The following is a 23,493-nucleotide window of genomic DNA, read 5'->3' as shown; positions in this document are numbered from 1 at the left end:
TGAGTTGTGCAGAGGGGCTTTCTTAGTTAAATACCTTGTTGTATTTTTGAAGCGTACATTCTAATACCTCTTTATGCATCTCAAAACGCTCAATTTATTCGGGTTGCTGCTCTACCTCAGCATTTTTTATTCCCCCTTCATTTTGCCTGCACAAAACGCTCATTCCAGCACGAGAGAAATAGTACTGAATATTGGCCATCAGCGGCCAATCGAAAGGCTCCAATTTGTCAATCAGGATAAGTATTTTATCAGCCAGGATGAGTATGCAATCCTTAAAATTTGGGATGTGGCAAGTGGTAAAGAATTGTATACAGTTGAAGATTCTACAATTAGCGTTAGTACACGTTTTTCAACAACCAAAGAAGCCCACATTTTGACCTACAGCTATGGTGATCAGCAATGCTGGATCAATTTAGCTACCGGCAAGCTTACGGTAGACCCAAGCATAGCTGAACGAGAATACCTATCGACTTTGGATGATGATACTCCTTCAGCATCTAACGAAAGTATCTTGCAGGAGGAAAATAAAATTAAAAACCATTCCAAATACTATGCTAAGCCCTGGTCCTATGATGGCAGAGTAGAACTTTGGTCGACCGAAGGACCTAAACTGCTCAAATTTGGAGATTTCCCTACCAAAGAGATTAGTTTAATTGATTTTAATGAAAAGGGAAACTTGTTGCTGCTTTCCGACGGACAAAAAATTTGGCTTTGGGACTGGGAACTCGAAACCATAGTGCACACTTGTTCTGATTTTTTTGCCAATATTGATTCATATACTCAGCCATATGTAATGCCCAGCGGTGCGGTTTTTTTTGTGCATCCAAACAAACAACACCCTTCAGATCGGGCTTACTTAAAACAGGTAGATTTGAGCTCTGGGATGGCACATTTTTCTTCTATTGAAGGAGTGAATCCGGAAGGAAATAAAAGAGGACACAAAGTGCTGAGTGTTGACTATACACATGGGGCTTATGTCAGTGTTTTGGATCAGCTTTCTTACCCATTACCCCCTGCGATAACTTATGCAAAAGAAGTTCAAGCCACCCAATTTGGGCGAAACCTGGCTCTAATTACTCCCGGAGCTGAGCGCTTTATCTATTGGGATGCTCAAAACATGAGAGAATGGTACAGTATTAACACGAAGTATAAATTTTATCATTTCTACATCGACGAAGCTGATCAATTACTGGCATTAATTGATGCTACAGGTATTAATGTACACTTTTTAAAATCAGGGGAACTAAAACTAAAAATCCCTTATACCTGTAAAGACCCAGGCCGATTGTACCTCCATTTTTTTCCAGACAATACCAGGGTTTTGGTTGACGACTCTGAAACCCAGCAGGTCGTTATTTGGGACATAGAAAAAAACAGCGAAGTATTCAGGTTTAAGCCCCAGCTCAATTTTGGTCGAGTAATCGGAGTTTCCATAGCGGATCAGTTGATTTACACTTTATCTGGTCGGGCACTGATTACTTATGATTTTTCTGGGGCAATGGTTTTTTACAAGGTATTGGTGAACCGAGGCATCGATGCTCATTATTTTCCCAGCCAAAAAAAGATCATAGCTGCCGCAGCCAGTGGGGTGATTTATTTGATCAATGGATTGACGGGGCAACTTGAAAAACAAATCTACCTGGGTGAAGCAGATAAGTGGCTATCTAAAAGCCAGAATGGGGCAGTAGAAGCTTCACCTGATGCAATTCATTATTTGCATTACCTTGATAAAGAGGGCAAGATCAGCCCAGTAGCAGCAAATGGATTTACTCAAAAAAGCACGATCCCTGCCTTACTAAATGGAATTGTACCGAAAAAAACACCTGTAACAGCAAGCGTGGATTCGACTGAAACGCCAGGGGATTTTGCCGTTATAAATGCATATTGGGAATTAAACTTGCAAGAGCCTCTCCTGAATAAGCCAGATGTTGGCCCCAAAATTTCACTTACTTGGAAAGGACTTTATGTAAAAAAGGCGTTTTTTTCAAAGGATGAAAAATTAATTGTTTTGGTCACAGAAACGGGCTGCAAAATTATTGAACGGGCAACTGGTAGATTGATCAAGTCTTGTGGCTCTGACAATTACAAGAAAATTATTCCCTTGTTGACTGCCAATAATCGTTATTTGATCCAGGCTGTGAAGGCAAATGAAATCTGGATCTATGATCTAAGCACTTCCCAAACAGCTCGAAAACTGGTCTTGGAAGGGCATTTTATCACTACATTAGCCTTGAGCGCCGATGGTCGCTCTTTCTTTGTGGGAAGCTCTCGGGGCAGTATTTTGATCTGTGGAATTGAACAAGCCAATATTTTGAATCAACTAAAAATTACTTCTGCACCCATTCTCGCCATTGCAATAAAACAAGACAATGTTGGTTTGGCTTTTGCCGATGCGAATAACAATGTGTACCTGGTAGATTTAAAGACCTTCAAGCCAACTTTTGTGGCAAATCGCGGGTCTAAGGGAGCAATCGAACGATTGCATTTTCATCCCCAAAGGGCTCAGCTCCTGGCTTATTCTTTAACACACATTTTTAGTTTAGACTATGCTGCTAAGGAGCCCAATCATCAGGAACTAAGCCTTAAAAAAAGACCTGGATTGGATGCCTACTTCAATGAGTCAAAACCTGACCAGATCATGTATTTTAAGGTAGAACCTTATGGTGATAAATTATTGACCTACGATCAGCAGCAAGGTAAAAACGTGGATTCAATAGGAAAGATAAACCCCTTGTACGGCATTTCGGGCAGTGGTAGATACCTAATTATGGGCACCAACAACGGCATTAAGGGGATGGACTTGGAAAAGAATCTTGTTTTTTCCGTTGGGGATTCGGCGGTGGAGCTACGACAAATTAGTCTTTTGGGTGATGTACTTTATTACAATGCCAAATTTAATAAGGGATTAAAACTGTTAGGAATAAACTTAAGAAATCATCAAACAATTACCAATACAGCAGGTTATGATACCTATGGGCACCTGAGCAGGGAAAACAACCAACTTACTTTTGTTGGTTACTTTGATGGGGATTTACCTGGACACGGTAAAAAGAATCTCCCTAACCCCGAATTTGTATGGAAGCTGCCCGATCAAGGCCTTAAAAATGTGACATTTTCTGCGAATGGAAGCTACCTCGCATACAATGCACCTTTTGAGGATGATACATTAATGGTTTATTCCGTTAAAACGGAGAAATTAATTGCTAAAGTCTGCCTGTGGGAGAAATACGAATTGCAATCGTTTGTCATTTCAAACAATGGCCGGTGGCTGGCTTTGAGGCTTCGGGACAAGGATTTTGTCCATGTTTATGACCTTGAAAAACAAGCTATACATGTTTTGTCGGGGGTGATCGGAACTGAACTGAGCTTTTCCCGAAGGGATAATTATTTACTCGTAAAATGGCATTCATCTTTAAAAATGGTAGATTATCAAAATGGTAGAGTTCTGAAAGAAGTAAAGAACTATTACCCGTTTATTTCAATCAGAGCTATACCTTTTTTAGACAAATTTGGAATTATCCAATCTCCAGACGAGCCCTTTCAATTGTGGAACCTAGAAAAAGGCCAAAAACTTGGAAATCTTTATTTTTACAACAATCCATCTCATACCCCCTATTGGGTCTTTGTCTCGGTAGATGGGCGTTACGATGGTCATCCCAGCGCTTTAAAATATTTGTACGATGTAAATATCCCCAACCTGAGCTCACGAACAGTAAACCCAAAAAACGACCTGCGTTATACTCCTGGCTTATTGCTTGGGCAGTTAAAATAATGAGTTATTGCACGGAAATTTTCAGCTCGTGCAAAGCTTACCTAAGTTACCATACGGCGCCACTATCCCAAAAACACACCTCCCGAAAGTTTAAAACTTTCGGGAGGTTCCAAATAAGGAGGAAATCTTATGCTCACCAGAGCTAAAAAATCTTATGTTAAGCCACCTTCTTCTGCCACCACTTACTCAACACCAAATACAGCACCCCACAACCCAACCAGGCTGGCAGCGTCAAAAACGACAAAAAGATGCCCTGGGATACCGACAACACATAACAAAGACCTGCGCTCAAAATCCAGGATAAGAGCACGATCACGTTAAAGGAAATCCCCGCTTTTTCGGCGTAATTGCTGATGATGCCATATTTGTCGCCAAAGAAATGTTCAAAAACGATGATGGCGCCAATTGGTGCTAAAATGAACCCATATAGGGCTACAAAATCAAGCAATTTCATGGCAAAAGCTGGGAAAATCCCTGCAATGGTGGCGATACCTCCGGCCAGCATGGTCATCCAGAAAGTAGAAGATTTTGGGAAGATAGCCTGAAAAGCCAGGCCTGCCCGATAAATCGTAGGATTGGCAGTGGTCCAACTAGCCAAAATAACGGCCAGAATGCCCAAATAGCCGATGGCCCCATAGGCCAGTGGGCCGGGAGCGACCGGAGGTGCAATGCCTTGAGCCAACATCTCCTGTGCTTCAGCACTTTTCAGGTACACCGCATACAGCAAAGCTGCGGCAATCCAGGCCATGTAATGCCCGACAAACATGCCCGCCGCGGTTGTCCAACCCGCGCTGGCCTTGCGGGCATAGCGCAACACCGAGAGGTCAGACATGCCAATGTGCATGGCCGCATTGCAAAACCAGGACCATAGCACTACGTGCCAGAATGTATACTTGATTTTACCGGGGAAAGGTTCAGAGCCTTCGCCCCAGATGTTCCAAAAGTCACCGAAATTTTTTACCCCCAGTTGCCCCAATGCTACTACTGCTGCTGCAACAAAAGCAAACAGAATGAAAGGAACCATCCAGTTAGCAGCTTTGGCCACCGAATCATACCCCCGTGCTGCAATAACGGAGGTCAGGGCTCCAGTGATCAGCACAATGACAACCCAGGTAATTCCATTGGGCATCGTATCATTGAGGGCGGGCATGGGAAGGTCAAAAGGAATCCCTACTGCTGTGGTGGAAACGGTGATCATGGAACCCGCCAAAAAACAAAACAGGACTCCATTGGCTACATTGTAGAACTTGACCAGATTTTTGCCGCAAATTTTTTCCAGGTGATAATAAAGCGTCAAACGATGTTTGACCGCGATTTCAGCGGTCAAAAAACGCCAGCACAAAACGGCCATGAGATTGCCTATCAATAGCCCGACAATGAGGTCGAAAGCGCTAACCCCGGTGGTGAGAAACAATGGGCCAATGATGAATTCGGTACCCGCTACGTGCTCACCGGCGTACATCCCCAAAAAGCTTTTCCAACTTTTCCATTTTGATTGGGGCACTGGCTCGCGTTCAAATTCTTCGCTTTGAGCGACGATTGTTTGCTCCATTTGGACTTCTGACATAGGTTTTTTGTTTTGTTCGGCTTAAAAGTAGGAATAATTTGGTGGGAAGTTTCCTGTACCCTTCTGCTTGATAGGGTTATTTTACCCAAAATTCCGTCAAACCAGCATGCCCTTTTCCGTCCCGGACCAGTTTATCACTGGGCGTACTGGGGTCAGCCGTCCAATCTCCGTCCACGATGAACTTGTAGAGGTATTTGCCGGGTGGAAGCTCCAGGCGGCATTCCCAACCATCTGCGGTTTTGGCCAGGGGGGTGCCGAACATGTTCCAGTTGTTGAAATCGCTGACCAAACTGACTTGCTGGGCCTGTAAAAAACCTTTAACCTGAAAATGGGCATTGCCCACAAGGCTGGGGATAGGCGAGTTGAACTTTTTGCGGGGCAAAAGATCTGCCCGCTGGGCCACCTGATAGGCCAGGTACGCCACCAATTCGGCATTGGTCTGTTGGTCTTTGGCTGGGACGTACTCGTATAGGTCCAAATTGGTATGGTGCACAGCGCTCATGTAGTCGAGCGGGTCCTGAATGAACTGAAAGGCGGGAATGTTTTGAAAATCAAACAACTCATGATCCGTTTGATTGGCGTTTTGTAGGGTCAAAATGGTGTCGGGTGCAAAAGCACGGAGCATGCTGGCAAAAATGGGTTTGAGCTCCGGGTTGGCCATAAGGTAAATGCCCCGGATTTTTCCCGCGCCATTGTCCAGGTTGAAATAGGCCGAAATTTTGGCTTGTTCTTTTTGCGGGCTGGCCGTGTTGAGGTCGCCCACTTTTTGTTCTACATAAGCGGCTGAACCAGCAAAAATTTGCTCCTCGCCACCCCATAAAGCCAGGCGTATGGTTCGTTTGGGCTTTGCTCCACTAGCTTTTAAGAGCCGCAAGGCTTCCAACATGACCGCACAACCCGAGGCATTGTCGACTGCACCCGTTCCAGAGTGCCAGCTGTCGAGGTGGGCCCCGATGATCACCAATTCATCCTTGAGCAGCGGGTCGCTGCCTTCTATTTCAGCAATGACGTTGACATTGTATTTGGGCTCCTGGTAAAATTGGGCCTTGAGCTCGACCTTTAGTCTGGGTTTGATCCCCATTTTGATCAGGCGCAGCAAACGCCCGAAATGCTCATTGGCAATGACAAAGGAAGCAATGGGCTGGATGTCGCCCACACGGATGTAGGAAGGAATGGCCCGATTGCCGTCGGCGTGCAGGATGCCGTAAGGAAAATCGCTGGGTTCGAGTAGTGCCAGTACCTTTTGGTTTTTGCAAAAATTCAAAAATTGCTCCCGGCGCTTGCGGATCAGGTTTTGCAATTGAAACACCTGAGGGGTGGAGCGGCGACTGTGGTAGCCGATGATCAGGTCGTTGGGGTCGGGGTTTTGTTCGGCTTGTTGCAAAATGTTGGGGGATAAGCGTTGCGCAAAAGGATGGTAGACATTGCTGACTGGCTGGTAATAGGAGCCCAGCATCAGGATTTTGCCCTGCAATTTGCCGCTGAGTCCATAGACGGAATCCAGGCTTGGGAGGTAAATGACTTCGCCTTCTTTGATTCCATCCGTGGAAGAAGTGTAGGCGAGGGGATAAGCCGGGATATGGCTGTATTGAGGCGCAGTCATTTCCACCTGAAAATGCTGTACCGCCCAACCGCGATGCCCTCGGTCGAAGGATTGTAAATCAATCTTGGTAATGCCCCAGGATTTTAGCTGCTGTTGGGTCCAGAGGGCGGCTTTGTAATAGTTGGGTGTTCCCATCAGCCGGGGTCCGTGTACGTCAGACAATTGGCTCAGGGTGTGCATGACCTGCGAATTGCGGGCGGATTCCTGGCGGATGGCGGAGAGGATGGCGGTTTCGGTTTGGGCGGCAATTTGTTGGAAAACAAACAGGAACAAGAAGAGGGTGATTTTGTGGTGTTGCATGTAAAGGTGTTTTGGCTAGATTCGTTTCATTTATACGCTTAAACACCCTGAAAAGGTATGTGCACCAATGCAAATCGCTGGGCTATTGGTCGCTTGCTGGCAATATTTATTGGAATAAACCTATGACCACTATTACCCTCCATATTGACTTTTTTTAAGGCTATTCTCGCTGCATTCGGCGAAATTATGGTGCAAGTTGGTGTATCCTTTTTTTTCAAAGAATAACCCATTAAAACCGATACAACTATGACAACTCAATCCGAAATATGTTGCCCCAAATTTGAAGTCACCAAGTGGGACAATAAAACCTTTAAATGGGACCATAAAACTTTCATTAAAGCAACAGTTCCTACTTTTTTACACATTCCACTCCCTGGTACGATTGGAAGAAGGATGAAAAAATTGGGTGATTTGGCCGACAAAGCAAACGCCAATATCCCTGAACGGTCAGATGCTTTGGTACTGTTTCACGACCCTTCAGCCTTTCAATCGGAAATCTTTTATTCAGTAAGTAAAGATGTGGAAGGAGCTGAAAACACCAGCCTTTCAGGCACTTTTGTAGCTGGTGTATTTGATGGACCGTATGGTTCAGAACCGCAGCACATCAAAACCATGGAAAAACGCTTAGCTGAGGAGGGCAAAAAAGCCAAGGACTACTACATCCACTACGCTTATTGCCCACAATGCGCCAAAAAATACGGGAAAAACTACATGGTGTTGTTTGCGCAGGTTTAAAATGCAGTAGGATGAGGTTTTTTCAATGGTTAGGATTGGAATTTCGGGAGTTCAAAAAGGGCTTAAAATCATGAGGCTACTTCTACAAAAGTGGTTCAAACATGTTTTGTACCAACTGGTGTACCTACCAGGAGATACTGAAGATACGGTTTTACTCAAAAAGATTTGGTGGATTTTTGTAGCTAGTTTTGTGCTTTTTCCTAGTGTTGAAGTAATTTTTGGTTTTTTCGAAGGAGAAAAGGATGTGGTGATTTTGAGTGGCATTGTTGTGGTGTTTAGTTCATTATTGTTGGTGATTTTTCATTTCTACCGGAAAAACATTGAAACCTATGGTCTGGTTTTTCAGCTGCTTGTGGTAGCAGTTACCTCGGTGAAAACCATACTTACAGGAGGACTGATTTATTCTGCAGGAGTGGTGTATGTAGGCCTTGTAGGCCCCATTCAGGCCATCATTTTCCCTAATAAAAAACGTGCCATCGCGGTTTTTGCCTTGTACATCATTGCTGTGATCGGCGGCACTTTGGCTCAGCCTTACATCTGGCCAGGATACAAGGCACCCGATCTTTTTTTTATTGAAACTTACATTACAAAATTTGTTTTCGGCACCTTCTTTGTCTTTTTTGCCCTGAACTATTTCACCGCACAGTTGCAAAAAATGAAAGCTGCGGAAGTCGGTAGGATGAAGGAACTTGATGACCTGAAAACCAGATTTTACACCAATATCACCCACGAATTCCGGACTCCTCTCTCAATCATTCTGGGGATGGCCGATCAGGTGAAACGGGAGCCGGAACAGTGGCTGGAAGAAGGTACCCGATTGATCAAAAGTAACGGCATTCGGCTATTGGCCCTGGTCAATCAGATGCTTGATTTGTCGAAACTGGAGGCCCGGGCAATGCCGATTACCATGGTCCATGATGACATTGTTGCTTACATTCGCCACCTCAGCGAATCCTTCCATTTAATAGCAACGCAAAAACAGATTGAGTTGATTTTTAAATCGGTTCGACCGCAATTTGACATGGATTTAGATCCGGAAAAAATCAGCAATATTTTTTCCAATCTGCTTTCCAACGCCATTAAATTTACCCCGGAAGGGGGCAAAATTGAAATTCAATTGAATGTTGAAGGGAGCAATGGGTCAGAAGTATTATTGCTTAGCGTGCGGGATACTGGCATTGGAATTCCCCCCCACTTACTAAACCGGGTCTTTGATCGTTATTTTCAGGTGGAAAGCCATTCTACTCCGGCAACAGCAGGTACTGGCCTTGGTCTTGCACTTAGCAAGGAAATGGCACAGTTAATGGGTGGTAGGATCCGCCTGGAAAGCAAAGTAGGGGAGGGCTCAATTTTTACGCTAATCTTGCCGATAACCCACCTGTCTACAGCCCGTCATACGGAAATACAGAATAAGTTGCCAACCAGTGGGACGGATCACTACTTCCTCAGCCAAACAGGCAATATTCATGAACCGGAGGAGGGCAAAAGCCTCAAGTTGCTCCTGGTAGAAGATAATCCGGATGCAGTGCGATACTTGCAAGGGCTGCTTTCGCCTTATCATCATATTGCAGTGGCTTACGATGGAGCTGCGGGCTGGAAATTGGCCCTGGAGCAAGTACCTGACCTGATCATCAGCGATGTAATGATGCCCGAAATGGACGGATTTGAATTGTGCTCTCGCTTGAAAAAGGACATTCGAACCAGTCATATTCCCATTATCTTATTGACAGCTAAAGCGGATATGCCATCCAAGCTCGAAGGCCTGGAGCGGGGCGCCGATGTTTACCTGGCCAAACCTTTTGATCGGGAAGAGCTGCTTGTACACGTGCGAAAATTGATCGAGTTGAGAAAAGCCTTACAGGAGCATTTCAAGAATTTTGGCCACGAGGATGCAGAACGGCCTGTAGAAGAGCGAAAACAGGAACATGCTTTTTTGCAAAAAGTACGCCATGCGCTGGAAGCCCATCTTGCTGAGGAGGAATTTGGGGTGGAACAACTGTGCCGGACCTTGGGCATGAGCCGTTCGCAGTTGTACCGAAAATTTCAGGCACTAACCAATACAACCGTACACCAATTTTTACAAGAAATCCGCCTTTACAAGGCAAAAGAATTGTTGACAACCACCAAACTGACTGTAACAGATGTCGCTTTTGAAGTAGGGTTTAAAAATCTCTCTCATTTCAGTAGGGTATTTTCTGAAGCTTGGGGAACGCCTCCAGGTAAAATCAGAGGCAAAAAAACGCTTTGGGACGATTAGAAAAGCATTTGGGACGCCAGGCAAAATAACTTAAAAATTTTGAATACAATTTTAGGCTTTGACAAAAGTTGCGCTTACCCAAAGCGGATAAGCGTAACGCGTAGAATCAGGACGTTCAAAACTTCTTTGAACTGGCCTGACTCAATACACCTATAATTTTCATTCAAAACTTTTTTTATGAAAACGTTTAGTCTTTTTACGTTATTAATATTGCTCCTGTTGTGGAGCAGTAAACCCATGGCACAATCGGGATTAGTTCCGGATTTTACCAAGCCAGCTTTTGGACTGACTAAAACAGTGGGGAGTAATAATGTTCTAGCTATTTTGTGGAACCCTGAGCGCCCCGGAGAATTTGTACCAGATAAGAATAGTATTGAAAAATTACTTTTTGGACCTTCATCAAGCGTAAGTAGTTATTATTCTGAAAATTCAGGAAATAAATTTACCATCAGAAAAGCCGCTGTTTTAGGGTGGTATCAAGCCAAACAACCCTGGCAATATTATTGGAGACAAGGAAATTATGACCCGAATAATTTGGCAGCGGGTGATCAGCATCTTTGGGTCGATGTCAACGGCAAATACGGACAAAAGTATGCCAAGTATTACCTAGATGCAGAAGGATTTATTCATGGTCACCGGAATAAATATATGGAAGCTGTTAGAATGGCAGACAATGAATTTAACTTCAAAGCTTATGACCTCAATAAAGATGGGGTGCTTTCTCCTAACGAGTTGGCAATCATTATCATAATACCTCAGAACGGCCCCTTTGGAACAAAGCGTAGTTTTCCTGTTGTAGTGGGAAGACAAATTCCGGATGAAGCCTATCTTACCGTGGATGGAGTTCAAATCCATGCCCTATCAGAAGCCTATATTGGTAACCCAATTAGTCTGGGAACGGCTGCGCACGAATTAGCGCATCTGATCTTTAATGCGGACGATATGTATTTTAATTTCGTCCAACCTTATGCAGCCGGTCCTTATTCTCTGATGGATCAAGCGACCTCCCATTTAGATCCTTTTCATAAATTAAAACTAGGTTGGTTAAATCCTAAAGTAGTTAAAAGTGATGGTTGGTATGAGGTTAAAGACATAGCGACCAGCTTTGAAGCGCTTATTTTGTATGATCCAAAAAGAGGATCCGATGAATATTTTATCATAGAAAATCGCTGGAAAGGTACATCATATAATAAACTCCAGCCTTTCTTCGGTATAGCTATTTGGCATATCATTGAAAATCCTGCTATTTTTAACAACCTGCCCTGCCCATTAGGTGTAAATCCAAATGATTGGGTGAAAATGGAATATAACAATTGGGGAAGAAGAAGCATTAGAATGATCCGGCCGATATACGGCCCTCCAATCCACTGGGAATTATGGGACGGAACAAATAAAACAACTGGTTACGATATTTCTCCTCTAAATAACACGCCTGGACAGGTAAACCTTCAATGGGCTGATGGAACGAATGCTCCTTTTGAAATAAGCTCGATTCCGCCTTCCAGTCCAAATATGAAAATAAAAATCAGCGGAGTCAGCGCCCCAATCAAATCTTACATTTCAACCCCGGGGGTAGGAGACCTTGGACAAGGGGCGGGAGTTGCCTTTGCAAATTTGAACGGAAACATATATCCTGATTTAATAGTAATGGCGTATGAGGCTTCTCAAGTGCCCGGTCAATTTAAATACAAAGTTGGCTTTGACGTAGATGCAAAAGGGCAACCAAAATCATGGAGTCCAGTGTATGCAATTGATGGAGTAGGTATGGCAGAGGGAGCTGGTTTAGCTATTGGAGATATTGACAATAACAATCAACCAGACCTGATCCTCATGGCCTATGCTGATAAAGCAGGGAGAAATGAGTTTTGTTATAGGGTAGGGAAAAACCTGAATTATGCAGGTATCGCTACTCAATGGGGCGAAATAGTGCATGTTGAAGGGCTGGGAGCTGTAGGTGACGGAGCAGGAATTGCACTCTATGATTTAGACAAAAACAAAAAACTTGATATAGTGCTCATGGCCTACGACGGGGCAGTGGGTGGTAATCAGTTTCGGTACAAGGTAGGGAAAAATATTGATACTCAGGGTAAGACAAGTATTTGGTCAAATCCGGTCTTTATACCGGGAGTGGGAGACCTTGGGGAAGGTGCTGGACTTGCTTTTGAAGATTTAGATAAAAATGGACTGCCAGAATTGATATTTATGGCTTATGATTCACCAAATGGAGACAACAATTTCCGGTATAAAATTGGCTGGGATGTAGATCAAAATGGGGTTACAACTAAATGGCCACTGCCTGCATATTATACAACTACAGGGGTAGGTGATGTTGGGGAAGGTGCTGATTTGGCAATTTATGATATTGATTTGGATGGCAAACCAGAGGCCATATTTATGGCTTATGATGCGCCAAAAGGAAAGAGGGAATTTCGTTATAAGGTAGTACAACTGGAATCGGTATTTCTCCAATAAAACCAGGTGGAAATTTAAATCCCTTTAAATGAATTAAGCCTCTTTAAAATGTAAAAATTCACCACTAAAACTAAATGATCATGAAATTGCAAAACTTGCTTACCCTGGCTTTGGGCGTCTTTTTTGCTTTTACGGCTTGCAAAAAGGACGATGATGATACCCCTGGCGTCAATTACCCCAGTAAACTGGAAGAAATAAAATTTACCAGTTCTGCCCTGGTGGGTAACTTTTTTGGTGACCCCGCCGAACGTAAGGTATTGATTTATACCCCTCCCGGCTACGATCCCAAAGGAACTAAAACCTATCCAGTCGTTTACTTGCTGCACGGAATGCCATTCGGAGACAGTTCCTATGTAGACCCCAACCGGTGGGCAACTATGTACGAAAAGCCGGATTTTCCCAAGCAAGGTTTTAAAGCCTGGCTCGATAGTCTTATCACTGCCAAGGCCATCGCCCCCTTGTTGGTTGCGATGCCAGATGCCAAAACCAAATACGGTTTTTGTTTTTATACCAACTCGGTGTTACAAGGCAACTATGAGGACTTTATCGCAGAAGATCTTGTGGATTACATGGACGGCCATTACAAAACCATCGCCAACCGACACGGGCGCTCGGTGATTGGGCATTCGCAGGGCGGGTACGGCGCAGTTCGGATGGGCCTGATGCGCTCCGAAACCTTTGGTACTGTGGCAGCCCATGTAGGTATATTGTGGTTGGATGGGCTGAAAGAAGGAAACCCCTTTCTCCTGTTGGAAAACCCGAATGGGTTCAATGGACCTATTCCTGGATATTCACTAACGGCTGTAACTTATGGGATGGCCGCAGCCTGGTCGCCAAATATGAATAACCCACCTTGGTATGTCGATATCCCCGTGGACTACCCTTCTGGGGCTAGCCGGCAAGACATATTCAACAAATGGTTGGCTCATGATCCTTATACTTTACTCGACAGCCATGCTGCTCACTTGCGTACTTTAAACGGTTTATACATCGATGCTGCTTTGGATGACCCATGGAAAGATCTTCCGGCAAAATTCCACGATGGTCTGATCAATCACAATGTACCGCATCAATATTATACGTTCAAAGGTGGGCACTTCAACAAGATGTTTGAACGCCTGGAACTATCGCTAAAGTATTGTTCAGAAATGATGGGAAATTAAACGCTTAAGGCATCCTGGTTTTGTTTGCGCAGGTTTGATCCTTTCAAACCTGCGCAAAACTTGTCTCAATCAAAATGTTTGCTTCATTTGATGTCGTGAACTACTTAAAAGGAATTAATGCACTATAAAGATTTTTTGAATCCTCCTTTTTTTCGTGCCTTTCTCACGGATTTCCAATAAATAAAGCCCGCTTGACAGTTGGCTAACCTGTAGTGGCGCATCGGAATTGTGCGTGACAACCTCTGGAATTACTAATTTTCCAGCAGCATCGAATAAACGAATATGTAAAGTTTTATAGTCATTGATTTGCCGGACAATAAGTTGATCAGTAGCAGGATTGGGAAAAAGCAGAACCTGCGCAGCAAGAGTTTCTTTGACTGAAACTACATTGCCTGGTACCAATTGCCAAAGTTCGTTTCCGTGTTGGCCATCATTGGCGGAAAAGTACAAATGGGTGTGGAATACCAAGAAATTTTCCGGGTCACTGGAGGCGGAGCCGGGGTACAGGTCGATGAGCATTACAGTACCCGTATCCGTACCATTGCTGCGCCAAAGTTCCCGCCCATGTAAGCCATCACTGGCCGAAAAATAAAGATAAGCCCCCCAGGAAAAAAGATGACGAATAAAATTGCCACTATCCCCTGAATTTGCGATAATTTTCACTTGTTGAGTGCCTTCAGGTGTACCGTTGCTTTTCCAAAGCGCATGAGTTCCTGTTGTATCCCTGTCTACTAAAAAAAATAACTCGTTCTTATGGGCGGTTAGTTGGTAAGGGTAAGAAGAAAAACTGCCTGGAACAATATCCTTAACTTGAATAGTTCCTTGCGCGGTGCCGTCGCTTTTCCAAAGTTCATGGCCATTAACACCGTCGGTAGCTGTAAAGTACAGATTGTTATTTACGATAATTTCGTTTTGTATACCGGAATGCTCGGGGCCAGGATTTATGTCTTTCAACAGGCGGGTTCCAAAAGATGTTCCATTGCTCACCCATAATTCTTCTCCAAAAGATTGGCTCACAGCTGTAAAAAATACATTGTTATTTATTTTGGCCAACACTCTTCCTACACTTTTAATTGGCTTGTTGCTTGTAACCGAATGAGTACCAAGAGGGGTGCCATCGGTTTTCCAAAGCTGTGGCTGCTCGGAAGCATCCGTAGCGGTAAAATAAAATACGGTGTCCTGAATCGATCCAGGGTAGTTATGTAGCCGGGAGTTAGCCGGGTAAGGCTCCTTTAAAACCTTTGTACCCTCAGCTGTTCCATCTGAAACCCACAATAATTCATTTTTTTCTACATGAGTGGCATTAATTAGCAATTTATCGTTGACAACGGCCATGGTATTGAAAGATGATAATTTTCTTCCCAGGTAGTCTTTAAGCTCTACCGTACCCTTTGCCGTGCCGTCACTTTTCCAAATGTGCTGGAAAACCAGAGAATCTTGTACAGAAAAATAAACATGGTCTTTGCATCGGGTAAAAAATTGTGGATTAGCATCTTCAGCACCCGGATTGATGTCTTTTACCAGTTGGGTCCCATTGGCCGTCCCATCGCTTTTCCACAGTTCAAAGCCATCCGGATGAGTTCTCGCTGAAAAAAGAAACTGGTCGTTGAGTGCAAGTAAGTTACCAGGAAAGGAACCTGCCGATTTATTTTTTATTTTGGTAAAAATGCCCGTTCCTTTTATTGTCCCGTCTGTTTTCCACAACTCCAGACCGCTGAATTCATGCAAATCCACAAAATAAGCCGCATTTTGAAAACTGACCATATCATTGATGGCCACGCCATAATCGGCATAATTGGGCCAAGCCGCCAGGTCATGAAGGCGGATGGTCCCTTCCTCTGTTCCATCGGTGCGCCAACATCCTTTGCCTTGCAGGCTATCTCTGGCTACAAAAAATAAAAAATCATCGGTAGTGGTGGTTTTAAAAACCAGGTAGTCATAAGCATTTTTTGGACCAATAAAAATGTCTTTTACCAATTTTGTACCCTCTGCGCTTCCATCGCTTTTCCATAATTCTATTCCATGAATGCCATCATCAGCCAGGAAAAATAAGGTGTTTTTAAAACCTTGGAAAGATAATGGAGTATAGGCTAAACCTGGTCGAATATCCTTCACCAATTGGGTAGATTCAGGAGTGCCCTGGGTTCGCCAGAGTTTATAGTTGTTGTCGGTACTTGCCGCAAAGAATAAATTTTCTCCAACGGCGGTTAGGAAAGAAGGAGAGCTACTAGCATTTCCTGGCGCCAGGTCAACAAACAAATGGGTTCCCGCTGCAGTGCCATCGGACTGCCAGAGTTCCAAACCACTTGTTCCATTATCAGCTGCAAAATAGAGCTTATCCTTAAATTGAACATAAGCCTGAATTCCAAATTGGGTATCTATCGATTTGATAATATGAGTCCCTGTGTCCGTGCCATCGCTTTTCCAAAGCTGGCTCACACCCAAACTGTTTTCTGCCAGGAATATCAACTGGTTGTTGTACACTCCCAGACAGCTGGGACTAACATTGAAGTCAAAGTTTTTTATCAATTGGGTGCCTTCGGGCGTACCATCGGTTTTCCATAAACCCAAAGAATGGAATATGAAGTAGACTTCATCACCAAGCCGGGTAAATTGCCCAACTTGACTGCCTCCAGATTTACTAAAACCAGCTGCAGACGACGTATTTAACAATACTGGATTGGTGTGAATCAGGCTGGTAACCCAAAGTTGTAAAATCCCAGCGTCATGGTAAGTAATGAAATAACAGTTCGTATCAATTATGGCAACTTCTATAAAAATGGTGCTGGCATTTCCAGGACTAAGATCTTTAATCAAATGTGCTGTGAAATGGGTGGAGTCGCTGACGAACAATTCCCGGCCATAAATTTCATGTTCAGCAGTAAAAACAACGTGATTGGACCCAGATGTTAACATAAGGGGGCGCCCTCCCTGCTCAGAACGGTTGATGTCGGCTACTAAACTTTGACCTTCCGAAATAAAGGGAAAACAAAATGATAGTAGCACCCAAAAGATGAACTTCTTTCTCATGTTGCAACAGTTTAGTGAAAGGTAAGCAGGTGATGATAGGGTAGGCAAATTGTTAAGAAGAAGCGTTTTTTTTATTGCAATGCGAAAATGTCTAATCTAATTTACAGCTATTTTATTAAACATATTTTTTTATTTTCTTTTGCATCACCTCCTGTCCTCCCGAGCAATCAAATTTTCTGTCTGCTCAAATAGATAAAAGAAATTGCATTATCGAGGGACTCAACAACGATACCGACATGGTGCATTTCCATTAATTTACTTTTTGCAATCGTATGGTTTTTTAGGATTATGCTGGCGGTGTCGCCTTGGCTGATCCTCACTCCGACACAATCAAAAATTTCTTCATCTACTTTAAGCATGAATGGCGGCTAAAGTTCTGGCGCATTAATTGGCTCATAATAAAGAATAATCGCCCCGGAACTAAAGATTTTTGTCTTGACCAGCTTCAGTTCATTCCTTTCTTGAATGTTGTTAAACAAGAGCCTGCCGCTTCCTGCCACTACCGGGTGAACACAGATTTGCAATTCATCCACTAAATTTAGATTCATCAAGCTGATGATTAGACCTGGGCTTCCAACAAAAAAATCCCTGTCTGCTATTTGTTTGAGCGTTAAAACTTCATCATGAAGGGCTTTTTGGGCCAGACTCGAGTTTTCCCATTCCAAGTGATTCAAGGTATGGGAAAAAACAATTTTGGGAATTTCATTAATGGCCTCAGCAAAATCATTTAGAGCCTGATTATCACTAGGGTTTTTGACCAGATTTGGCCAAAAATCTTCCATGAGCTGATAGGTTATCCTTCCATACAATATGGCAGATCCCTCTTTTAACAAGTCGGTATAATGCTGATGAACTTCACCATCTGGAGCCATAGCAGTGTGGTCGCATACCCCATCCAGGCTCATATTGATTGCTGCAATGAGTTTTTTCACTTGATTGTGTTTTACTGGCGAACAAATTTTGTTTGCCATCAATCTTGGTACTAGAGGCGCAGTAAACGTATATTTTTACGGCTATTTTCTAGTCGTGATAGCCTCTAACCCTTAAAGGATCATCCATAATGACATCAAGGCATTTTTCTATTTTTTGTCCCTTAATAATAAATGAAATTTTTAACTCGCTTTGTGCAGGGTAAGTATAAATGCAAGAATTACAGTCTATTCTTACATTTGAAACACAATTTTTACATTCCAGCCAATCCCTGAGTTGTTCCAATTTTTCATTTTCTGAAAGCGTTTTTTTCTGCCCTGCAAGCCATTTATTGATGACAGACCCAGTCCTGTTATACTCTTCTTTGTCAATAAATGAGCAAAATTCTGTGTCGCCAGAACACTTTATATCTTCTTTTTGGCAACTGGGCAGCACGAGGATCAACAAAATTATAGCTTTAAAAGTGAGGGCTATCTTTTTCATAATCAGTTTTTTTGTTTTACAACTTGCATGCGTAATGTCCGTATCTATAGACGCAGGAATGTGTAAATATGGTTGGGAAATGAACCAACCAAATTACCAAGTTTCCCTGACATGGTGCATGCTGACCCTGATTATTCCACCCCATTTTTCCACCATTTCATCCCATTTTGTATGTAATATCTCTCCACACCCATATCTTCACCAATCAATACCACACATGAAAGGAACCAACCTTGGAGAATTTGAAGAATTAGTTCTGCTCACTGTCGCCGCACTGATGGAAGAGGCCTACAGCGTAGCGGTCTGCGATGAGCTTTCGAACCACACCGGCCGCACCGTAAAACTCGGCGTGGTACATGCAGTTCTCAACCGCCTTGAAGAAAAAGGACTGGTGAACAGCGAGCTGGGTGAAGCCACAAAAAACCGGGGTGGTAAACGCAAAAGATTCTATCAACTCACGGTAGCAGGGAAAGCAGCCCTGATCAACGCCAAATCGATACGCGATCAGCTGTGGGACCGGATACCACCTTTTACCTGGATAAGCACCTAAGATGAAAGAGCAGCAGGAACACCAACCGCCACTCTGGACGCAGCGCTTCATCGAGTGGTATTGTAAACCCGAGCTTCTGGAGGACCTGAGCGGCGATCTCCATGAATACTTTGAGCGCAATGTACAGTCCCTCGGGCCGCGTCGCGCGAAACTGATCTACATCATTGATGCCATCAAGTTCTTCAGGAGTTATACGGTGCGCAAACCAACATTTGTCAACCTTTTAATCAACTACATCATGATTGGAAGTTACATCAAAACATCGGGACGCAATTTGCTGCGCAACAAACTATTTTCCTCCATCAATATCGTCAGCCTGGCCATCAGTATGTCCGTCGGCTTACTGCTGATTGCGTTTGTGCTCGATTTGCGCTCGTATGACCGATTCCACAAAAATGGGGAGCGGATTTATCGCATCACCAGTATAGAAACTTCCAATCGTGAACGAAGCAGCAAATTTGCATCTGCTTCAATCAAGTCCGGGAAATTGATTCGAGAAAAAGTGACCGGGGTAGAAGAGGTGGCGATCCTGCGCAACGACTTTTCGGGGGATGCGAAAGTTGGAGAGAACATTCTCCCCATCAAGGGTTTTTGGGCGGAGCCCTCGGTGTTCCGGGTTTTTACTTTTCCGATGCTGGAAGGAAATCCCGAAACGGCACTGAAAGACCCTTATTCGATTGTACTTACTGAAACTGCTGCCCAGAAGTTATTCGGCGACCAATCTGCACTTGGCCAGGTAATTAAGTTGGATACCCTCGATTACCAGGTGACCGGTATCATGAAGGATGTGCCTTTCTTTTCGCACATCAGCTTTGAAGCCCTGGTATCGTTTTCCACGGCGGAGCAACTCAACAAAGGAGATCAACGTTTTGAGGCTTGGACGAGCATTGGAACTAGTTATGTCTACCTTTTGCTGCCTGAAAAAGCAGATAAGGCTATTATCCAGACCCAACTCGACGCCATTGCAGCGGAGGAAAATCTTGCCGAAGAAAACACCAAGGTCCAACTTGAGCTCCTTCCTTTGTACAAAATTGTAGTAGGAGAGGGGCTCCGCGATCCCAGTCCCAGCGGCCCCATAAGCCCTCATATGCCTACTATTGCGCTTTGGATACTCGGCGGATTGGCCTTCGTGGTGTTGTTGTCGGCCTGTTTCAACTATACTAATCTCTCGATTGCGCGAGCCATGCGCCGTTTCAGGGAAATTGGCCTCCGCAAAGCCATCGGGGCTCAGAAGAGCCAGGTGCGCATGCAGTTCCTTGCCGAGGCGGTTATGATTTCTCTGGCAGCCCTTTTTCTATCATTCTTACTATTCCTCATCTTGCGGCCACAGTTGATCAACATTGCGCCAGAAATGCAGCGTACGGTGAAACTCAACCTCAGTCCTGGTATGGTTGCAGCCTTTATTCTCTTCTCGATCGTTGTAGGGGTGATTGCAGGTTTTTTGCCCGCCATATTCTTTTCGAAGGTTAGTGCGATCAGTGCGTTAGGAAATACTTCCTCCATCAAGGTATTCAAACACCTTACGCTACGGCGGGCTTTGGTGCTGATTCAATATACGGTCACCTTGATCTTTATCACCACAACGGCAGTCAGCTACGTGCAGTATAAAAACATCCTTGCATTCGATCTTGGGTTCAACACCGAAAACGTCCTGAACATAAACATGCAGGGCAATCAATCCGATGCACTATTCAAGGAGCTGAGCGAAATGCCGGAAGTAACAGATTTGTCGCGTTCGTTGATTGTCACCGCCGTTGGGAATGCCTGGGGAGGTATGGTGAAATACGGCAATTCAAGGGACTCGGCCCTGGTCTTGACCAACCAGGTTGACGAAAACTATTTGCCTTTGCATGGGTATAAACTCTTGGCTGGCGGAAATTTTATTGCACGACCTAGCACGGCCCAGGCGGTCAAAGAGGTGATTGTTAATGAGCAGGTTTTAAAACGATTCAACATCGCAAATGGCGACCCTGAAAAGGCCATTGGGGAAGAGATCACCTTCAGCAATTTCAATTTGCATGGACAGAAGTTGACCATTGTAGGTGTCATGCAAGACTTTCATTACGGCAAAGTGGACAACCTCATCGGGCCGACTGCATTTATGCCCTGGACACCCGAAGACCGGACCATGATCAATGCCAAAATACAAAGTGCCGACCTGCTGGCGACTCTGGCAAAAATCGAATCCACCTGGAAAAAGATCGATCGGGTCCATCCATTTGATGCTAAATTTTATGATGAGGAAATAGAAGAGGCCTATAGCGAATTCTCGTCCATGATCAAAATTATAGGTTTCCTGGCCTTCCTGGCCATTTCTATCGCGTCGATGGGCTTGTTCGGGATGGTGGTATTTACTACGGAAACCAGACTGAAAGAGATCGGCATCCGCAAGGTGATGGGGGCAAGCTCTGGCAATCTTGTATTCTTGCTGAGCCGTGGTTTTTTAACGCTGTTGTCTATTTCGGCGCTGATAGCCCTACCAGTGACTTATGTTTTCTTTGAGAACGTGGTGCTGAGGAGATTTCCTTATCATACTCCAGTGCAAATCGCAGAGTTGGTTGTGGGTTTATTGGCGGTTTTGCTGATTGCATTTTTGATGATTGGGTCGCAGACGATGAAGGCGGCGAGGAGTAACCCGGTGGAGGTGTTGAACGGGGGGTAGAAACTTAAGTCATCCCAAATTTCTTAGAACATTATAAAAGCGACATTTTTTTATCACAAAGGGAAAAGAGAGGGCACAAAGGACCCAAAGTTAGACTTAGACGATGCTTCGCTTTGTGTCCTTTGTGCTTTCTTTGTGAAAATTATGTCGCTTTGGAATTATTTTGAAAATTCGGGATGATTCATGTTTTGTATTCAAATGATTCTAGCAAAATTATAGCGGTAACTGCCAACCCCGTCTGAATTCACTCAAACTACTTTGATACTGTGCCAATTTTCCATTAAACTCCCCAATGGTATTCACATCCTTGATCCAATCGTAGTATTTGATTTTTTCGACTACTTTGGGCAAGTCAAAACACCAATAAATGGTCATCAAAGGATTAATCCAAAGCTGACTGCCCTGTGTACGCCGGGTTTTGTGGTGATCACCATATTCACCTTCTAATGCGCTGGCAATGGAATTGGAAACAATACTCTCCATTCCCCGCATTCTTTCATTGGCGAATTGGATGGCTTCCAGGTATTTTTGAGCTTCATCCATTTCCTTGGTTATTTGAAAAAGCCCCAGATAACCGCCAGTTTTGATCAATTCAGCAACATTTTCCAAAAACCGATAATGGGACACACCATGGTAATGGTCGACCCCAAAACCTACACTGATCAAAAACTGTTTGGAAATACCAGTTTTATACACGGCGGCCATAGAGCAAATGTCTTCCTGGGGTGTGCCCAAACCTTCCTCGTCGCCGAACATCAAACTATCCGTTCCGCCATCAATTAAAATGACCGTATCAATGTTGTGTTTTTCAATCAGGTATTGATAGGCTTCTTTTAAGGGGTTGACACCAATTCGGTCAAATGCATACACATCGGGATACTCTCCCTGGAGGCTCAGCCACAGTTTGAGGTAGCGCTCCGGGAAATAATTTCTTCCAGACAAATCGCTATCTCCAATTCGAATTTTGTAACAGAATGGGAATACATTTTCAGAACTTGACTCATGGAGCCAGGTAAAGGATAGGTTTCCCAATACCACCTTTTTGCCCTGCTTTTTTAGGCTGAAATAAAGCGGGATGCCACTGAAAATATCGAATCCTCCACCAGCACCTGCCAGTAGAATGTTTTGACTGGATTTGAGAGCATCGAAAATGGGGATTTGCTGAAGTGTTGATGACATAGAAGATGGTTAGTTTACAAAATCAAGATAGGGCCTTGTTTGCTTGCACTGTATCAAATTTCTCAAGGGTAAAAAATCGTGACATATTTACCCTTGAGAAAGACAAATATAGTACTCCCGACGGGATTCGAACCCGCAATGTCCGCATAGAAAGTGCGGAGGCTTAGCCAGTTTGCCAACAGGAGCAAAATGGGTGTGAAAGTGTGGGTGTGTTGGAGCAGCCCAATGTTGCTGCCCAACACCCAAGGTTTAGTCTTCTTGTAGCCTTGCAGGGACTCGAACCCCGATCCTCAGATTCGTAATCTGACGTCCTTCCATTGAACGACAAAGCTATACAGTGCAGGAGGCCCGATTCGAACGGGCATTCCCTTGCGCCCAAGGCAAGTCTCTTAGCCAATTAGATGACTCCTACAAGAATGGGTGTGGGTGTGAAAGTGTGATGGTGTGGGTTGGGTGTGTTGGGGCAGCCCAATGTGGCTGCCCAATATCCCAGCGGTACCAACGGGACTCGAACCCGCAACTTGAGGATAGACAATCCCCTGCTCTACCATTGAACTACGGCACCCTATCGTATGTGAATGTGAAGTGTGAAAATGTTGGTGTGAAAGAGTTGGTTTTTCACCGTGCAGATGCCTTCGCCAACCCACGGATTTATCCGTGGGAGGCCACATCACACCTCAGCCCATGGCTTTAGCCGTGGGATAATCGTTGTATTTACCGTGGAGATTGATCAGGAAAGATTACCCACGCTCCCGAACCTCAGCACCCTCCCGATCTCGGATCGGTCGCG

The 23,493-nt window shown here is 44.2% G+C and carries 14 protein-coding genes and 4 tRNA genes; 7 read left to right on the top strand and 11 right to left on the bottom strand.

All coding sequences use genetic code 11. From position 1 onward, the window contains the following. Nucleotides 1–73 precede the first annotated feature (73 nt). Entirely contained in the window at nt 74–3,772 is a 3,699-nt protein-coding gene (locus ACO08K_RS25250; protein WP_421799263.1) for a hypothetical protein, read from the top strand. Between the two features lie 157 nt (nt 3,773–3,929). Here ACO08K_RS25250 and ACO08K_RS25245 read toward each other — a convergent pair whose 3' ends face one another. After that, entirely contained in the window at nt 3,930–5,339 is a 1,410-nt protein-coding gene (locus tag ACO08K_RS25245) for a purine-cytosine permease family protein (protein WP_421799261.1), read from the bottom strand. A gap of 76 nt (nt 5,340–5,415) precedes the next feature. Next, nucleotides 5,416–7,242, bottom strand: coding sequence for a M20/M25/M40 family metallo-hydrolase (locus ACO08K_RS25240; RefSeq protein WP_421799260.1), 1,827 nt, complete (start codon nt 7,240–7,242; stop codon nt 5,416–5,418). A gap of 246 nt (nt 7,243–7,488) precedes the next feature. Between ACO08K_RS25240 and ACO08K_RS25235 the strand changes: the two genes are divergently transcribed. From ACO08K_RS25235 to ACO08K_RS25220, 4 genes are all read left to right on the top strand, one after another. Further along, nucleotides 7,489–7,977: a hydrolase gene (locus ACO08K_RS25235; RefSeq protein ID WP_421799259.1), complete on the top strand. Its 489-nt coding sequence runs from the start codon at nt 7,489–7,491 to the stop codon at nt 7,975–7,977. A 70-nt stretch (nt 7,978–8,047) separates the two neighbouring features. Next, nucleotides 8,048–10,234, top strand: coding sequence for an ATP-binding protein (locus tag ACO08K_RS25230; protein ID WP_421799258.1), 2,187 nt, complete (start codon nt 8,048–8,050; stop codon nt 10,232–10,234). A 177-nt stretch (nt 10,235–10,411) separates the two neighbouring features. After that, entirely contained in the window at nt 10,412–12,706 is a 2,295-nt protein-coding gene (locus tag ACO08K_RS25225) for a hypothetical protein (RefSeq protein ID WP_421799257.1), read from the top strand. A gap of 80 nt (nt 12,707–12,786) precedes the next feature. Next, nucleotides 12,787–13,869 (top strand): alpha/beta hydrolase, encoded by a 1,083-nt coding sequence (locus ACO08K_RS25220; RefSeq protein ID WP_421799256.1) that lies wholly within the window; start codon nt 12,787–12,789, stop codon nt 13,867–13,869. A gap of 114 nt (nt 13,870–13,983) precedes the next feature. On the opposite strand, the gene ACO08K_RS25215 is transcribed toward ACO08K_RS25220, so the two are convergent. The 4 genes from ACO08K_RS25215 to ACO08K_RS25200 all read right to left on the bottom strand — a co-directional run bounded on the left by ACO08K_RS25215 (nt 13,984) and on the right by ACO08K_RS25200 (nt 18,312). Then, complete coding sequence (locus ACO08K_RS25215; protein ID WP_421799255.1) at nt 13,984–16,899, bottom strand: ELWxxDGT repeat protein; 2,916 nt, start codon at nt 16,897–16,899, stop codon at nt 13,984–13,986. Nucleotides 16,900–17,066: 167 nt separating this feature from the next. Next, entirely contained in the window at nt 17,067–17,258 is a 192-nt protein-coding gene (locus tag ACO08K_RS25210) for a hypothetical protein (RefSeq protein ID WP_421799254.1), read from the bottom strand. A 9-nt stretch (nt 17,259–17,267) separates the two neighbouring features. After that, nucleotides 17,268–17,831 carry a dihydrofolate reductase family protein gene (locus ACO08K_RS25205; RefSeq protein WP_421799253.1) on the bottom strand — a complete coding sequence of 188 codons (564 nt, stop codon included), beginning with the start codon at nt 17,829–17,831 and terminating at the stop codon, nt 17,268–17,270. Nucleotides 17,832–17,919: 88 nt separating this feature from the next. Continuing rightward, nucleotides 17,920–18,312: a hypothetical protein gene (locus ACO08K_RS25200; protein ID WP_421799252.1), complete on the bottom strand. Its 393-nt coding sequence runs from the start codon at nt 18,310–18,312 to the stop codon at nt 17,920–17,922. A gap of 217 nt (nt 18,313–18,529) precedes the next feature. Between ACO08K_RS25200 and ACO08K_RS25195 the strand changes: the two genes are divergently transcribed. Together ACO08K_RS25195 and ACO08K_RS25190 are read left to right on the top strand one after the other, a co-directional pair. Continuing rightward, on the top strand, nt 18,530–18,862 hold the full coding sequence (locus ACO08K_RS25195) for a PadR family transcriptional regulator (RefSeq protein ID WP_421799251.1): 333 nt from the start codon (nt 18,530–18,532) through the stop codon (nt 18,860–18,862). A 1-nt stretch (nt 18,863) separates the two neighbouring features. Then, nucleotides 18,864–21,524 carry an ABC transporter permease gene (locus ACO08K_RS25190; RefSeq protein ID WP_421799250.1) on the top strand — a complete coding sequence of 887 codons (2,661 nt, stop codon included), beginning with the start codon at nt 18,864–18,866 and terminating at the stop codon, nt 21,522–21,524. A gap of 213 nt (nt 21,525–21,737) precedes the next feature. Here the strand turns inward: ACO08K_RS25190 and ACO08K_RS25185 are convergent, their stop codons facing one another. The 5 genes from ACO08K_RS25185 to ACO08K_RS25165 all read right to left on the bottom strand — a co-directional run bounded on the left by ACO08K_RS25185 (nt 21,738) and on the right by ACO08K_RS25165 (nt 23,268). Next, complete coding sequence (locus ACO08K_RS25185) at nt 21,738–22,703, bottom strand: DUF1152 domain-containing protein (protein ID WP_421799249.1); 966 nt, start codon at nt 22,701–22,703, stop codon at nt 21,738–21,740. 112 nt (nt 22,704–22,815) lie between these two features. After that, a tRNA-Glu gene (locus ACO08K_RS25180) sits at nt 22,816–22,889 on the bottom strand. A 75-nt stretch (nt 22,890–22,964) separates the two neighbouring features. After that, a tRNA-Arg gene (locus ACO08K_RS25175) sits at nt 22,965–23,035 on the bottom strand. 6 nt (nt 23,036–23,041) lie between these two features. Next, nucleotides 23,042–23,115: transfer RNA gene (locus tag ACO08K_RS25170), tRNA-Pro, on the bottom strand. A gap of 81 nt (nt 23,116–23,196) precedes the next feature. Continuing rightward, nucleotides 23,197–23,268 (bottom strand) — tRNA-Asp (locus ACO08K_RS25165). Nucleotides 23,269–23,493: the final 225 nt, after the last annotated feature.

Origin of the sequence: Haliscomenobacter sp., from assembly GCF_965225875.1 — a bacterium.
Taxonomy (GTDB): domain Bacteria; phylum Bacteroidota; class Bacteroidia; order Chitinophagales; family Saprospiraceae; genus Haliscomenobacter.
The sequence above is the reverse complement of the archived record's forward strand: the minus strand, read 5'-3'. Positions and strand labels throughout refer to the sequence as shown.

Excerpts from the sequence above, each read along its gene's own strand:
- ACO08K_RS25250 (WP_421799263.1), top strand. The coding sequence starts at position 74 with ATGCATCTCAAAACGCTCAATTTATTCGGGTTGCTGCTCTACCTCAGC.
- ACO08K_RS25245 (WP_421799261.1), bottom strand. The coding sequence starts at position 5,339 with ATGTCAGAAGTCCAAATGGAGCAAACAATCGTCGCTCAAAGCGAAGAA.
- ACO08K_RS25240 (WP_421799260.1), bottom strand. The coding sequence starts at position 7,242 with ATGCAACACCACAAAATCACCCTCTTCTTGTTCCTGTTTGTTTTCCAA.
- ACO08K_RS25235 (WP_421799259.1), top strand. The coding sequence starts at position 7,489 with ATGACAACTCAATCCGAAATATGTTGCCCCAAATTTGAAGTCACCAAG.
- ACO08K_RS25230 (WP_421799258.1), top strand. The coding sequence starts at position 8,048 with ATGAGGCTACTTCTACAAAAGTGGTTCAAACATGTTTTGTACCAACTG.
- ACO08K_RS25225 (WP_421799257.1), top strand. The coding sequence starts at position 10,412 with ATGAAAACGTTTAGTCTTTTTACGTTATTAATATTGCTCCTGTTGTGG.
- ACO08K_RS25220 (WP_421799256.1), top strand. The coding sequence starts at position 12,787 with ATGAAATTGCAAAACTTGCTTACCCTGGCTTTGGGCGTCTTTTTTGCT.
- ACO08K_RS25215 (WP_421799255.1), bottom strand. The coding sequence starts at position 16,899 with ATGAGAAAGAAGTTCATCTTTTGGGTGCTACTATCATTTTGTTTTCCC.
- ACO08K_RS25210 (WP_421799254.1), bottom strand. The coding sequence starts at position 17,258 with ATGCTTAAAGTAGATGAAGAAATTTTTGATTGTGTCGGAGTGAGGATC.
- ACO08K_RS25200 (WP_421799252.1), bottom strand. The coding sequence starts at position 18,312 with ATGAAAAAGATAGCCCTCACTTTTAAAGCTATAATTTTGTTGATCCTC.
- ACO08K_RS25195 (WP_421799251.1), top strand. The coding sequence starts at position 18,530 with ATGAAAGGAACCAACCTTGGAGAATTTGAAGAATTAGTTCTGCTCACT.
- ACO08K_RS25190 (WP_421799250.1), top strand. The coding sequence starts at position 18,864 with ATGAAAGAGCAGCAGGAACACCAACCGCCACTCTGGACGCAGCGCTTC.
- ACO08K_RS25185 (WP_421799249.1), bottom strand. The coding sequence starts at position 22,703 with ATGTCATCAACACTTCAGCAAATCCCCATTTTCGATGCTCTCAAATCC.